This is a genomic window from Microbulbifer maximicatervae (SeqCode) (genome assembly GCF_052467955.1).
Genome location: NZ_CP174329.1, coordinates 2,801,533 through 2,815,482, shown reverse-complemented (window position 1 = coordinate 2,815,482; position 13,950 = coordinate 2,801,533). Strand labels below are relative to the sequence as shown.

The 13,950-nt window shown below is 47.9% G+C and carries 10 protein-coding genes; 5 read left to right on the top strand and 5 right to left on the bottom strand.

Going from position 1 to position 13,950, the window contains the following annotated elements:
* Nucleotides 1–192: 192 nt before the first annotated feature.
* The 5 genes from ACJJI5_RS12120 to ACJJI5_RS12100 all read right to left on the bottom strand — a co-directional run bounded on the left by ACJJI5_RS12120 (nucleotide 193) and on the right by ACJJI5_RS12100 (nucleotide 5,536).
* Entirely contained in the window at nucleotides 193–1,440 is a 1,248-nt protein-coding gene (locus ACJJI5_RS12120) for a DUF418 domain-containing protein (protein WP_445354140.1), read from the bottom strand.
* A gap of 382 nt (nucleotides 1,441–1,822) precedes the next feature.
* On the bottom strand, nucleotides 1,823–2,857 hold the full coding sequence (locus ACJJI5_RS12115) for an IS481 family transposase (RefSeq protein WP_444932638.1): 1,035 nt from the start codon (nucleotides 2,855–2,857) through the stop codon (nucleotides 1,823–1,825).
* Nucleotides 2,858–2,961: 104 nt separating this feature from the next.
* Nucleotides 2,962–3,789: an SDR family NAD(P)-dependent oxidoreductase gene (locus ACJJI5_RS12110; RefSeq protein WP_445354139.1), complete on the bottom strand. Its 828-nt coding sequence runs from the start codon at nucleotides 3,787–3,789 to the stop codon at nucleotides 2,962–2,964.
* A gap of 222 nt (nucleotides 3,790–4,011) precedes the next feature.
* Entirely contained in the window at nucleotides 4,012–4,569 is a 558-nt protein-coding gene (locus ACJJI5_RS12105) for a hypothetical protein (RefSeq protein WP_282932883.1), read from the bottom strand.
* 73 nt (nucleotides 4,570–4,642) lie between these two features.
* On the bottom strand, nucleotides 4,643–5,536 hold the full coding sequence (locus ACJJI5_RS12100) for a hypothetical protein (protein WP_444908217.1): 894 nt from the start codon (nucleotides 5,534–5,536) through the stop codon (nucleotides 4,643–4,645).
* A gap of 199 nt (nucleotides 5,537–5,735) precedes the next feature.
* Between ACJJI5_RS12100 and ACJJI5_RS12095 the strand changes: the two genes are divergently transcribed.
* From ACJJI5_RS12095 to ACJJI5_RS12075, 5 genes are all read left to right on the top strand, one after another.
* Nucleotides 5,736–6,137 carry a hypothetical protein gene (locus tag ACJJI5_RS12095; protein WP_444908216.1) on the top strand — a complete coding sequence of 134 codons (402 nt, stop codon included), beginning with the start codon at nucleotides 5,736–5,738 and terminating at the stop codon, nucleotides 6,135–6,137.
* 193 nt (nucleotides 6,138–6,330) lie between these two features.
* Nucleotides 6,331–7,869, top strand: a complete 1,539-nt coding sequence (locus ACJJI5_RS12090; protein WP_445354138.1) for an efflux RND transporter periplasmic adaptor subunit — start codon at nucleotides 6,331–6,333, stop codon at nucleotides 7,867–7,869.
* A complete protein-coding gene (locus ACJJI5_RS12085) occupies nucleotides 7,863–10,997 on the top strand; it encodes an efflux RND transporter permease subunit (protein ID WP_445354137.1) in 3,135 nt (1,044 codons plus the stop codon). Before ACJJI5_RS12090 ends, ACJJI5_RS12085 begins: the two co-directional genes overlap by 7 nt.
* 263 nt (nucleotides 10,998–11,260) lie before the next feature.
* The gene (dbpA, locus tag ACJJI5_RS12080; RefSeq protein ID WP_445354136.1) at nucleotides 11,261–12,649 is read left to right on the top strand and encodes an ATP-dependent RNA helicase DbpA; all 1,389 of its coding nucleotides are present in this window, start codon (nucleotides 11,261–11,263) and stop codon (nucleotides 12,647–12,649) included.
* Between the two features lie 328 nt (nucleotides 12,650–12,977).
* Nucleotides 12,978–13,265, top strand: a complete 288-nt coding sequence (locus tag ACJJI5_RS12075) for an SMI1/KNR4 family protein (protein WP_445354135.1) — start codon at nucleotides 12,978–12,980, stop codon at nucleotides 13,263–13,265.
* Nucleotides 13,266–13,950 lie beyond the last annotated feature (685 nt).

The window sequence follows — 13,950 nt, the reverse complement described above, 5'->3', positions numbered from 1 at the left end:
TAGAAGAAGCCCTGTCAGATCAAGTTCAATCATGCCTATTTTTAATGTGAAAACATCTTATCTTTACGGCCCATCATCCTATAAAAATATTTAAAAGACCTCGTAATAAACAATCTGTGGTACAGGTAACGAGCTACCGATGACTCCTATTCTCAAGATTAACAGCAGCCCGCCAAATTTTAGCTATGAACTCTATAAGCGCTGTTCGGTCGCCGGTACGCCCCTTTCCTTTATCAGCGGTGCAAACCTGAAATATGTTAAAGTTCGCCAAAACCACTCTAGCGGCCCCATACGAAATGCCTTAAGCCAAAGATCCGAATATGCCAGCTGAAACAGGCCCAGCAGCACACAGACCCCAAGTACTTCTATACGTGTCAGCTCACCATACAAACCCAATCCAAAGCCATAAAAAATATAAATGCAAATAAATGATTGAGCCAAGTAATTGGTAAATGCCATCCGCCCAACGCTTTGGATCTTGCCTTTGATCCATAGGTGTTTACCTAATTTGAACCAAAGGCAGATCAAGCCGATATAACCGATACTGGTAAATGTGGACCCTACCAAATTAAAAATGGCACCATAGGTGAAGTAATCATCCATACTCCAGTCATGACTATAGTTCCAGATAAGCCCTATACCGGTAAATGTCACCCCAATAGCCAACCCAGTAATAGCTAGTTTTTTGTAGGCAGACGAACTGGCTTGGCCACGTAGGATATCCAACTTAAACAGGCCCATTCCCAGCAACATCATAGCGGCAGCTTTTAAAATAATGGAGAGGCTAAAGTAGGAAATAACGATTGCTGATTCCGGACTAGAAGCTAAATTACCAGCAACTAATCGACTCCCGACCAGATCCCAGAACCCTCCTCGATATATTTCTATATCTTGCTGGATCTGCGCTGTATCAGGGGCAAAAATGGCTGCCGTTGCATATCGAGCTTCTCCTGTTAGGGGTTCTATAAAAACTCCTATCAGATATGAGCTATATGCTGATAAGGCAAGCGTAATCACCCCCAATGCAATCAGCCAGCTTCCGCGTAACTTGCGTAACAAATACACAAACATGGCTATAAAGGCATAGATCATCAGGATGTCGCCTTCCCAAATGAAGATGCCATGACAAAGGCCAATCAACAGTAGCCAGAAATTTCGACTGTAGTGAATTTTTGCAGCAGACTTATTCTGCTGCTCACGTTTCTCAGCTAAAAGTATGATGCCTGCGCCAAAAAGCATGGCAAAAAGCCCCATGAATTTTTGATCAGCAAACAAATGGAAAAAGCTAAAGAGAAAATCATTCAAAGGGCCATTTGGCAAATAGGCCTTTGGATTCAAATAAGCCGCCATAGGCATAGAGAAATTTATCATATTCATTAAAGGAAGCCCCAACAATGCGACTCCCCTTAACAAATCCAACTGTGATATTCGATCCTGCATATAAGTCCTTTTAAAACTAAAATACGTTACAGATGTAAAGAGGTGGAGATTACAGGAAAAGAGGAGGAAATCGCTATATTTTTTCTGATCGCAGGTACCAACTAGGACCTTTCTAAGGAAGCTTTGATAAATGGACTTCTAGCCACCCCCATGGGATGAGAGGATGCATCTGAGAAAGAAACTTCTCGCGGGGAGTTCCATGACGCTTCAGATTATATGCGGCTTCGGCAAAGGTAGCTAGGGGCAAGATCTTGACGGATAGCGGAATACTACCAAGTTGGCTCGAAACTAATCAGAGGCTTCCTAATTAAGCTAAATTGTAGTAGTTCAGACTTGATCTGACAGTTACCGGTTTTTCAGGAGGTGCTCTGTCAGGTCAAATTCAGTTTACGAGCTTTTCCTTCCAGATGCTTTTTCCATCTTCAAGAGTGGCTAACGGTGTTCGACCGCAACACTTCTTACCCTGATGGGTTCTCTCATTATTGTAATATGTGAGCCACTCGTCCAGATCCTTTTGTAACTCTTCTATTGATCCATAGATCTTGCGGCGTAATGAAGGTTGGTAGAACTCTTGTAGAATAGTTTTATGGAAGCGCTCACAGATCCCGTTAGTTTGTGGGTGTCTGGCTTTTGTCTTGGTGTGTTCTATTTCGTTCACACTTAGATATAACTGGTAGTCGTGCTGTTCCAATTTGCCACAATACTCTGTACCGCGATCAGTTAGGATACGCAGCACCGGTAGATCATGTAAGGCATAAAACGGTAGTACACGGTCATTCAGGAGGTCTGCCGCAGTGATTGGCGTTTTGGTGGTGTACAGCTTGCAATGAGCCACCTTCGCATAGGTATCGATATAGGTTTGTTGGTAGACACGTCCGACGCCCTTAAAGGTTCCTACATAGAAGGTATCCTGCGAGCCCAGATAACCTGGGTGTTGAGTATCAATTTCACCACAGGCTTCATCATCATGCCGTTTTCTCTCCAAAGCCTGAACCTGTGACTCCGTGAGGATCAGTCCCTCCTCAGCGACCTTGGCCTCAAGTGCCTTTAATCGCAATTTGAAGTTAGCTAGGTCATGCCGTAACCAGATACTCCGAACGCCACTAGGGGACACAAATACACCGCGTTTACGCAGTTCATTGGAAACTCGAACCTGCCCATGGGCAGGCTCTTGGAGGGCATAAGTTAACACTGCCTCTTCAATGACTGTGTCAACACGGTTCTTGTGGTTGGGTACACGCCGGTTCTTCTCAAGAAGGGCGTCCACGCCACCACTTGAAACGGCTTCCTTGTACCGATAGAAAGTGTCTCTCGATACACCCAGCATCTTACATGCTTTGGAGATATTTCCGAGTTCTTCTGCCAGATTTAGCAATCCGGTCTTGTGTTTGATGATGCGATCATTAGTATGGATCATGGGATTTATCCTTGGTTTTGCTTTTAGGTTTAGGCACCTTCATCAAAACCGGTAAACCCCTCTTTTTCAAGAGGATGTGTCAGATTTGGTCTGAACTAATACAGCTAAATATCAATTAACGTATTACTATCCAACATCGCCTTTGCCTGCTGAAATGCAGTTTCGGGTACATAAGGATGGGAGAAAATCCAAAACTGCCCACTCTCTATACCACTAGTAATTATATCAGCAGCATTTTCTGGCTTCATACCTTCAGAAATCACTTTGACAACTTTGGCTTTAACTTTTTTCTCGACTTCAGACTCAGGGTGAATTACTGCTACACTTGCGGGTCTATTACGTGAAGAGTCGAGAATATTAGTTTTCATAGCACCAGGACAAAATACAGAAGTTTTTATCGGCGAGTTAGCCAAACGAAGATCCCGCTCTAGACTTTGCATTAAACCTACTACACCGAATTTTGAAACATTGTAGGCCCCAAAGCACCCTATACCATATAGGCCAGATTCCGATGCTACAGACAATATGTGGCCCTCGTCATTCTGTTCGATATGAGGGAGAAATACATGAATACCGTTAATAGGCCCCCACAAATTCACCGATAAAATCCACTCCCACTCATCGATAGAGGTTTCTGCTATAGCCCCCAAAGGACCTATACCGGCCACATTACAGAGCAAGTGTACCTTATCAAAGTGATTTAAAGTTCTATCGGCGATGTTTTGCATATCCCCAAGTTTAGATACATCTGCTTGTACGCAAATATACTCAGCACCTTCTCGTGCTATCAATTTGGCTGTTGCTTCGAGATTACTTAGGGTATATCCGGCTAATACCAACTTCATTCCTTTTTCGGCCAAACGTATTGCTAAAGCCCGCCCTAGTCCACTTCCCGCTCCTATAACAACAGCAACTTTATCAGACAAATCCATAACTTTCCTTTTTACAATGTATTCAACGTGACTAGGAACTTTAGATTAAACAAATCCTTAAATAGTTGATATATAGCTATTCACAGCAATAAAAACTGAATAAATTGAACCTCTACCAATAGTCTGAATAACTGCCAGGAATCTTATCCTTTAGCCCTTCAGTTAAAGTCTGTTGTGGCCATTTAAGCCACTTAAACTTTAATGAAGCTATAGATTAACAACCTAATGAACCGGGTATTGTATTTCTTTGGCAATCACCCACATTTTATAATCTGCAGGCATTTCAGATAAGTAATCGAGAGTTCGATAAATAAGATGTTTCTCCATTTCATCGACTCCAGAAGACTTGCTCCAGCCTTCTGCTGCTAACCGGTACATAAAAGTAACCAAAAGGAATTTCTGCTTGCTTGATAACCCATTTCCATGACCATTGATCATCATATGCATAGAAACAAGGTCATAATCCAAGTCAAAAATTGACTCATCAACCTGGACGGATATCTGGGCCGAACGACCCGATACAGAGTTCCCCCGCGCAATCACCTGCATTTCATCAAGAAAGAAGGAGACATGAGCACTATTAGCGGCAGAGCTGTTTTGATAGCGCCCTCTAAGTGCCAAGTCCCTTATCTGACGATTTGAAATTTCACCCTTTAGCCAGAGTTCTGTCATCTGGGTAAACGGGTCGTAGTCCTCGCTCTGGACTATGTACTCATCTGCAAAGGGGGATAAGGAATAGAAAAGCGCGACAAGCCAAAAACAGATCCTTGTTACAGTCATTACAACTACCACTCGAAGTGAAGACCATGCCACGCGGTCGATTATGACGGGAAATCTATTAAATTAAGTATAATCAAGAATTATTGTAGGAACATTGATCGGGAGGACACTTGCACTCATTTACGGGCGAATCAACCGGGGGCTTAAATTCCACATTGATCTTAGCTTTTTTAGCCAGCCTTTTCTCTTGAAGCCTTTCCAAAGCCTCCTTCGTCATTGCGTTTATCTCCCCAGAAAGAAATTTATCAACAAACATTTCGGCTTCTTGATCCAGACTGTAACTACTACGTCCCATTCCCTCTCGTGAGTTATATTTCGATAAGCTATAGGTCAGTAATATCTCTTGAGCTTCACTATCAAACTTACTGAATAGATCTATGATCCAATTAGTTTCCAAGAGGTGTTCAAGAGCTTCAAGATTACCTTGAAGCTCTAAATAGATAGCGGCAAAGTCCTCACCTCCTTGAAGGATCCGGCCTATGTAACCAGCTTCCTCTTTGTGGAAATAATCTAATCTTGCCTGGATGTTTATTTCTTTGATGTCATTGGCGATAACATAGCGACCCAACTTTTCCACTTCAGCCACAGTCATACCAAGCTCATAAAGCTCCTCCTGATTCGTCTTTAACATATACCAAGAAGAGAGTACCCCTAGCAGTCTAAATGACGTCAGCCACGCTCGTTGCTTTCCTAAATCAATCTCGTACCACGCGGACTTTCTCTCAAGCCCATACTTACTGAGGTATGACAAGTCCTCCCCTCTATTAGCAGCTTCCCTAACAGCCCTCATTCTTTGCCAGGCAGCCCAGTTCCGCTCCCTACTCAGCACCCATTCACTGTTAATCTCTTCATTATGTTTATAGGTAGTCGCAAATAACTCCTCGAGAGATGTGCGTTTAGAATCTGCAAAAGAAGGTGCCGCCAATAAGAAGATCAGAAGGAGGCAAACCGGGGGAGTTAATTTCATAGAGACACCTTGTGGTGCTGTTGTAGTCGCATTTATCGAAGGGAATCTACTAACTATCGTCAAGAAATCTCTGCCGAAGGGTTAACCTGTGCCGTAATTACCCCTAGTAGAAGAAAGAAAAACTTGGAAATACCTCTTGGTCACATAGCGAAAGCAACCTTTGTCGAGCAACCGGCCTCTGGTGTATGATTTATCAGTAATGAAGAACTATTCGTCCACATTTCGCGCCAAGCTGATAGCCATGGCGGCCCTGCTCCTGCTGATGTTGCAGGTACAGACCGTGCTCGCCTGCGAAATGATGGAGGACCCCAAGCCATCAGCGGAATGTTGCTGCGATGATATGGCCAAGGGGTCAGACTCAGGTGATGACTGTTGTGGCTATGACGCCCAAGTCTCCCTGAAGACTTCGCTGGACGACCACCAAGTTGCCGTCACCGCCGCATACTTGAATCTGGAACTTCCCCAGTTGGCGCCACCGCCAACTTACCAGTGGCCCCAAATTCTGGCTCCGCCATTCGGTACGCCTGAATTATCTCCTACTGCGACAGAATCCCACCCCGGCAACCGAACCTGGCTTGCCACTTTGCGCCTGCGTATTTGATCACTCCCTTTCTCTCTGACTAGCGAAATATGCCCCCAGCCCATGCTGGCGGCTTCAGAAAGATTGTTCTAGGAGTGAACCTTTTGATTTCCCAACAAGCTATAGCGGCCATTGGTGGCCTGCTCGTTGACCCGTTTATTGATAATGTGCTTTGCGCGCAGATGCCCCTTTCCTTCACTCAGGAGGGTGCCCTATGAGCCAGCAAAAAACATTGAGCTTAATCGCCCTTACCCTGATGTTAGCGGCTACCGGCGCGGCCTTTTATTGGAAGAAAATTTCTGCACAAGCCGAAGCTCCAAATGCCGATTTTGTGCAAGCTGGCCCCTTCCAGATCGCCGTGTCTGTCGACCCGTTGCAACCCCAAGCGGGTAAAAACCAAATTCGAATTGAAGTTCGTAATGCTGACAATGAGCCGATATCTGGAGCTGAAGTTCGCGCGGTAGCCGAGATGCCCGCCATGGGCGCCATGCCAGCTATGCGTGCCGTGGCAGATATCAGTGAATCCAGCCCCGGTATCTTCACCGGTGAAATTGAGCTGGCCATGGTGGGCTCCTGGCCCATGGTGGTAGATGTAGCGACAGGCCACGATAAGCATGTCGATTTGGCCTTTGATATGAGCACCAATCGCAAAGGCCTGCGCCTGAAATCTGCGCCTGAGGCTTCAGATACTGCCTATTACACCTGCTCAATGCACCCATCGGTAAGAGCTGCCGAAGCCGGTACTTGCCCTATTTGCGGTATGAACCTGCAACCTGTGAGCCACGATGAACTGCAAAGTGGCAGCATTGTGGTGGATAGCGGCCGGCGCCAGGCCATTGGTATCAAAACCGGTATCGTCGAGCGACAGCCATTCGCTTTGCCCATTCACCTACACGGCCAGGTTACCTATGACGAAACCCGCTTGCGCGATATCAGCCTACGCTTCGACGGCTGGATTGGTGAGTTAGATGCAGATTTTGAAGGAAAGCAGGTTAAACGCGGCGAAGTACTGTTTTCTGTTTACAGCCCGGAGTTGCTCGCAGTCCAAGACGAGTATCTAAAGGCCCGCCGACGTGGCGACGCCCTGGAGAAAGCAGCACGAAGGCGTCTACTGTTGTGGGGCCTATCTGAAGAGCAAGTCGACTGGCTGGTTGAACAGCAAAAAGCGCAGGACTATATCCCGATTTTTGCACCCGCCAGTGGTGTGATAATTGAGAAGAATATTGTCGCGGGCTCTGCGTTTGAAAAGGGCGACAACCTGCTGCGCATAGCCGATCTCAGCCAGGTTTGGATTGAAGCCCACGCCTACGAAGATCAGCTGCCGTTGATAGAAAAAGGTATGCCGGCCAAAGTGCGTTTAACCAACGTCTACCACGAGGAAATCCCAGCCACCCTCACCCAGATTGATCCCTTCCTTAATCACAATAACCGCAGTGCACGGCTGCGTGTGACCCTGCCCAATACCGATGGTGAACTGCGCCCGGGACTGTTTGCGGACATCATGTTAACCGCCGAACTGGGAAATCTCCTGGTGGTACCCAGGGATTCAGTATTGATCTCCGGCAAGAAACGCATTGTTTTCCGCGACCTGGGCCAGGGTCGTCTGGAGCCGGTGCAGGTACGCACCGGTTATGGCGACAGCGACAGGATTGTTATCCGTTCTGGCCTCCAGGCAGGAGATAAAATTGTCACCTCGGGTGTATTCTTGATCGCGGCGGAAAGCCGCCTGAAGTCGGGGGTACAGCAGTGGTAAATTCTGAACCCAAAGGGCTAATTGCCCGAATTATTGGGGCCTGTGCCGGTAAGCCGGGGATCACTTTGATTCTTGTAGCGATCGCAGCCCTGGCGGGATACCGGGCGCTAACCAGTGTCCCCCTGGATGCTATTCCGGATCTGTCCGACGCCCAGGTGATTGTGATGACAGACTGGCCGGGGCGCAGCCCTGACCTGGTCGAAGATCAAATCACCTACCCGCTTTCCACCGCAATGCTAGGGCTGCCCAAAGTCAAATATGTGCGGGGCCAGAGCTTTTTTGGTCTCAGCTTTGTCTACGCCATCTTTGAAGACGGCACCGATATTTACTGGGCCCGCTCACGGGTTCTGGAGTACCTAAACCAGGTTGCCGACCAGCTCCCAGAAGGTGTTCAGCCAAAGCTTGGCCCGGATGCCACTGGAGTGGGCTGGGTGTTCCAGTACGCGCTGGTTGATCGAAGCGGTAACAACGACCTGCAAGAACTGCGTGCGCTACAGGATTTCAAGTTGCGCTATTGGCTCACTTCTGTTGAAGGCGTGGCCGAAGTTGCCTCCATTGGAGGCTACGAAAAGGAGTACCAGGTCCAAATCGACCCCCATCGCTTGCAGATGTTTAAGGTTCCGCTCGGTAAAGTGGTCGAGGCCATTCGCCGCAGTAACAACGACACCGGAGGAAGAGTACTGGAGATCGCCGGCCACGAACATATGGTGCGTGGCCGTGGCTATATCCGCAGTGTTGACGATCTCGAAGAGGTGGTGATCGGGGTCAATGCGGCAAAGATTCCGGTGACTTTGGATCAGGTAGCGGATATTACCCTGGGGCCTGCGATGCAGCGCGGTATTGCCGAGCTGGACGGCGAGGGCCAGACCGTAGGTGGCATCGTGGTGATGCGCTACGGTGAAAATGCCCTCAAGGTTATTGAGAGAGTTAAAGAGCGTATCGAGCAAATCCGTGCGGGCTTACCGGAAGGCGTTGAGCTGGTAGTAACTTATGATCGCTCACAATTAATTAATAGCGCGATCGACAATCTCAAAAATACTCTGATTGAAGAGATGCTAGTGGTCGCCGCTGTGATCGCTATTTTCCTACTCCACGCCCGCTCCGCATTGGTAGCTGTAATCACTCTACCGATTGCAGTTTTACTGGCCTTTATTCCTCTGTCCCTACAAGGGCTTACCGCCAACATTATGTCACTGGGAGGTATTGCCGTAGCCATCGGTGCCATGGTGGATGCGGCAGTGGTAATGGTGGATAACATCCACAAAAAGCTGGCAGCCGATGGGGATAAGGAGTTGTCTCCAGGCGAGAAAAGAACGCTAATCGTTCGGGCAATGCAGGAAGTCGGACCGAGTATTTTCTTCTCCCTGATTATTATCACGGTTTCATTCCTACCGGTATTCGCGCTGGAAGCTACCGAGGGCCGCCTATTCAAACCCCTCGCCTACACCAAAACCTACAGCATGGCTTTCGCCGCCCTATTGGCAATCACCTTGATTCCAGCACTCGCTGTACTGCTAATGCGCGGTAAAATTCGCACCAGGGAAAACCCGATTTCCCGCGTTTTAGTCCATACACTACAGCCAGTGATTCACTTCTGTGTGCGGCAACGCAAAATTGTAGCCACTCTCGCAGTGCTAGCTCTGGTTTCCGTGGCCTATCCCATTAGCAAGCTAGGTGGTGAATTTATGCCGCCGCTCAATGAAGGCAGCATCCTGTATATGCCCACCGCCCTACCCGGTATGTCGGTTACCGAAGCGGGCAAGGTGCTGCAACAAATGGACGAGGAACTGAAAGCCTTCCCAGAAGTTGAGCATGTCTTTGGCAAGATTGGCCGCTCCAACAGCGCCACCGATCCTGCACCGCTCTCAATGGTAGAAACCGTTATCACTCTGAAACCTAAAAGTGAGTGGCGTCCCGGCATGACTTGGGACGACCTGCTGGCGGAAATGGATGAAAAGCTGCGCTATCCGGGCATGCCTAATATCTGGTGGATGCCCATCCAAACCCGCACTGAGATGCTCGCCACCGGTATTCGCAGCCAGCTCGGCATCAAAGTGTTTGGGGATAACCTGGAGGAAATCGAACAGACTGCTTTGGCCATCGAAGAAGCACTGCGCAGTGACCAACGCACTTCGGAGCAAACCCGAAGCGTCTTCGCCGAGCGTCTAACCGGCGGTTACTTCCTGGACTTTGATATCGATCGCGCACGGGCTTCCCGCCACGGCTTGAATGTACAGGATATCGAAGATGTGATCGCCGCAGCGGCTGGTGGCCTGGCCGCAACCCAGACTATCGAAGGCCGCGAGCGTTACGATGTGTTAGTGCGCTATGCCCGCGACTACCGGGATACTCCTGAACAGCTGGAACAAATCCTGGTCCCCGCCTCTGATGGTTCCCAAGTGCCCCTGAACCAGCTGGCTGATCTGGACTTCCGCACCGGCCCGCCCATGATCCGCAATGAGGATGGCCAATTGGTGGGCTTGGTATTTGTCGACTTGAAGGGCGATATCGGCGTTGCAGATTATGTTAATCGCGCAAAGCAGGTTGTTGCCGATCAGGTTAATCTGATTCCCGGGCAACGCATCGCCTGGGCCGGCCAATACCAGTACCTGGAGCGCGCTAAGTCCCGCCTGCAATGGTTAGTGCCCCTGACCTTGTTGGCTGTGTGCTTCCTCCTGTATCTGCATCGAGGCAGGCTATCCGACACCCTGTTTGTACTCACCGCCATGCCTATGGCATTGATCGGCGCCTTCTGGCTGTTATACCTGCTCGACTACAAACTGAGCGTTGCTGTATGGGTCGGCATGATTGCTATGGCTGGTCTCGCCGCTGAGATGGGGTTATTAATGCTGCACTACTTATCTGCCGCTGGGAATAACTCGGAGCGCGGCAATACCGCGACTGTTGCCCAAGCGGCAGCTGGCCGTATTCGCCCGATGCTAATGACCAGCCTGACACTGTTAATTTCATTGATACCAGTCATGGTTTCCGATGGCACCGGCGCAGATGTTATGAAACGGATCGCAGCACCAATGGTGGGCGGCACCATAACCACACTGCTGTTTGTGTTGTTAGTGATGCCCGGGGTTTTCTATCAATGGAAATCCCGCAAAGGTAAGCAAAGCTGACTTTAATAAATTGGGGCACCGGGTTTATGCTACCCAGTGCCTCAGTTCTCATTTCACAAGAAGATAATCTGGATAAAAGAGACTTTGACGGGAACAAGGTGATTCATAGGTTTCTTCAGGGTTAACTGTTAAAATTCCATACAGATTTTGTATCGCACAAACTGCAAAATTGCAGCGATCACAAAGGCTAAGTAGGTGACGATCACTTTCCCTACTGCTTGTGTAATACGCGTATTTGACATTTAACGACTCCAGGATTCACCTTGACTGCACCTTTTTCCGATCTTCCCCTAAACCCCGCCCTGCTGAAAAACCTGGCGTCACTCAACTACAAGTCCATGACCGAGGTTCAGGCCAAAACGCTTCCGATCATTCTTGACGGCAAGGACGTAATCGCCCAGGCAAAAACCGGTTCCGGCAAAACGGCCGCCTTCGGTTTGGGGGTGCTGCATCAGCTCAATGTCAGCCGCTTTAGGATTCAATCGCTGATTCTGTGCCCAACACGGGAATTGGCAGACCAGGTTGCGCAGGAACTGCGCCGACTGGCCCGGGCAATTCACAACATAAAGATTCTGACTCTCTGCGGCGGCATGCCTTTTGGCCCGCAGATCGGCTCCCTGGCCCATCGTGCCCATATCATCGTTGGTACTCCAGGACGCATCGAAGAACACCTGCGCAAAGGAACACTCTCCTTAGAGCATGTCGATACGCTGGTCTTTGACGAAGCCGACCGAATGCTCGATATGGGATTCCAGGACGTTATCGATACCATTCTGGCGCAGGTGCCAACTGGGCGACAGTCGTTACTATTCAGCGCTACCTACCCCGATGAAATTGAAAAGCTCAGCGCCCGAGTGATGCAAAAACCAGTGATGGTTAAAATTGACTCTGCCCATAGTGACGAGGTGATCGAACAACGCTTTTACAGAACTGAGAGTTTCGAGGATCGCCTGGAGATGACTCGGCGTGTTCTGCTCAATGATAAACCAGTCAATACCCTGGTTTTCTGCAACACCAAACGCGAAACCGATGAAGTAGCCAATGATCTGAAACAGGCTGGCTTCAATGTCCTCGCCCTGCATGGCGATATGGAGCAGCGCCAGCGCAACGAAACCCTGATTCGATTTGCCAATGGCAGCGCTTCAATTCTGGTGGCCACCGATGTAGCGGCACGCGGCCTTGATATCGACAAGCTGGATGCGGTTATCAACTTTCATATCGCCAAAGATCCGGAAGTTCATACCCATCGCATAGGGCGGACAGGCCGCGCCGGTGAGCGCGGTTGCGCTTACTCCTTTTTTGCTGAAAAAGAGGGCCACAAACTGGTTCGTATGGACCTAACCCAGGACCCACTATCCGATCCAGATACACCGCCACCCGCCAGCATATTAAGTGAACCCCCTTTCCAGGCACCGATGGCCACTCTTCAAATCGATGGCGGCAAGAAGCAAAAGGTCCGCCCCGGCGATATCCTCGGTGCCCTAACCGGCGGCGATCGCCCGATTAACGGTAAAGATGTTGGCAAGATCAACGTACTGGACATGACCGCCTATGTTGCGATTAAACGCAATGTGGCTTCACAAGCACTGAAGAAAATAGAAAACGGCAAGTTGAAAGGACGTAAGTTTCGGGTGCGGCGTATTCGAGGCTAAGTCGAGTGAATATCCCCTGGCGACGCCGGGGGATTGCCCTTTTGCGCTCGCTTCGGGTTCATGGTTATCCTGATTGTTATTTCGAGAACTGACGAAAAATATAATAATCAACTATGAATCAAAGAGTTACAGGGTGATATAAGAAATAGGATAATAGTCAAAGTGATCCTTTTTTCAGTTTGCACGGCCGTGACAACTAAATTTAACCCAATGACCTTATAACAATATTTTCGTTTTAGCGAAGAAATTGATTCTGAAATTGTAATCAGGATAATAGTGACCCGTATGATTACTATATAAATGTTATACGTGAGCAATACACAAATACATGAAAAATACAATTAATGATGCCTTTGATATTGAGTTACCATCTTTCTATATCGATACTCTTATAAATTATCCATTCCCACAATCTGATGATCCAGACCGGATTGAGGGAGAACTTGTAAAAGACTTAGACTGGCTTATAAAAACTAATCGGAAGCTTCGTGAAGATGATTTCTGTTATCAAGATCATTGGCCAAATCATTTTTTTGCGATAGGCTTCGATGGCTTCGGAAATTATTATTTTATCAATTTAAGCCAACAAGATACCTCTATATATAGCAGACCATGAAGAAGATTTTAACCACAAAGACATTTCAAATATGAAGCTAGCTTCAAACATTGAAGAATATATCAATGACTGTCTTGAAGAGTAGAAAATTTCAACCGAAAACATTTAACAAAGTCATTAAGTACGTTCTGACCAAAAAATAGCCTCCACCAGACTGCCTATGAGTTGCTCCGGCATCCGTTAATAGCTAATTTTATTGATAGGATCTCAAAACTCCAACTCCCTGGAATCCATAAAGAGCCCAATCGAGTATCCCCCACGGCTTGATTTTTAAATCCACCAGTTCCCCAATCTTGCATAACAACTCCATATAAGACACAGTTAAATTGAAATAAAACTGCAAATTATTGATTTACATCAAGAAAGCGCAAAACGTCTGTGTATAAAACTTAGTGGAGGCGTTATGGTAGCAGACCATATAAATGGTCGATTATGCCAACATAGAAAATTAAGTACTAATTTGACATTCAGCTTTTTGCTAATTGCCAGCTTGAAAGTCAAGCGGTTTCGTTCCTAGAGTGTTCGCTCGGGCGTGGTAGATAGGGGCAATTCGCTGAAATTTCACGGGGTGCCAGTAAGAAAGAAATTGGGCGGGGATAGTTTGGTATTTTTTTGCTCGTAAATATTGGGCAGTGGCCAGCCAAGCTGTTGGCTAGTACAGTGCTAGTCGTCTGCCTGAAACACG

What these genes read in the sequence shown, in the direction of transcription:
- ACJJI5_RS12075 (WP_445354135.1), top strand. Translation starts at nt 12,978, where the DNA reads ATGAAAAATACAATTAATGATGCCTTTGATATTGAGTTACCATCTTTC.
- ACJJI5_RS12115 (WP_444932638.1), bottom strand. Translation starts at nt 2,857, where the DNA reads ATGATCCATACTAATGATCGCATCATCAAACACAAGACCGGATTGCTA.
- ACJJI5_RS12120 (WP_445354140.1), bottom strand. Translation starts at nt 1,440, where the DNA reads ATGCAGGATCGAATATCACAGTTGGATTTGTTAAGGGGAGTCGCATTG.
- ACJJI5_RS12090 (WP_445354138.1), top strand. Translation starts at nt 6,331, where the DNA reads ATGAGCCAGCAAAAAACATTGAGCTTAATCGCCCTTACCCTGATGTTA.
- ACJJI5_RS12110 (WP_445354139.1), bottom strand. Translation starts at nt 3,789, where the DNA reads ATGGATTTGTCTGATAAAGTTGCTGTTGTTATAGGAGCGGGAAGTGGA.
- ACJJI5_RS12095 (WP_444908216.1), top strand. Translation starts at nt 5,736, where the DNA reads ATGAAGAACTATTCGTCCACATTTCGCGCCAAGCTGATAGCCATGGCG.
- ACJJI5_RS12105 (WP_282932883.1), bottom strand. Translation starts at nt 4,569, where the DNA reads ATGACTGTAACAAGGATCTGTTTTTGGCTTGTCGCGCTTTTCTATTCC.
- ACJJI5_RS12100 (WP_444908217.1), bottom strand. Translation starts at nt 5,536, where the DNA reads ATGAAATTAACTCCCCCGGTTTGCCTCCTTCTGATCTTCTTATTGGCG.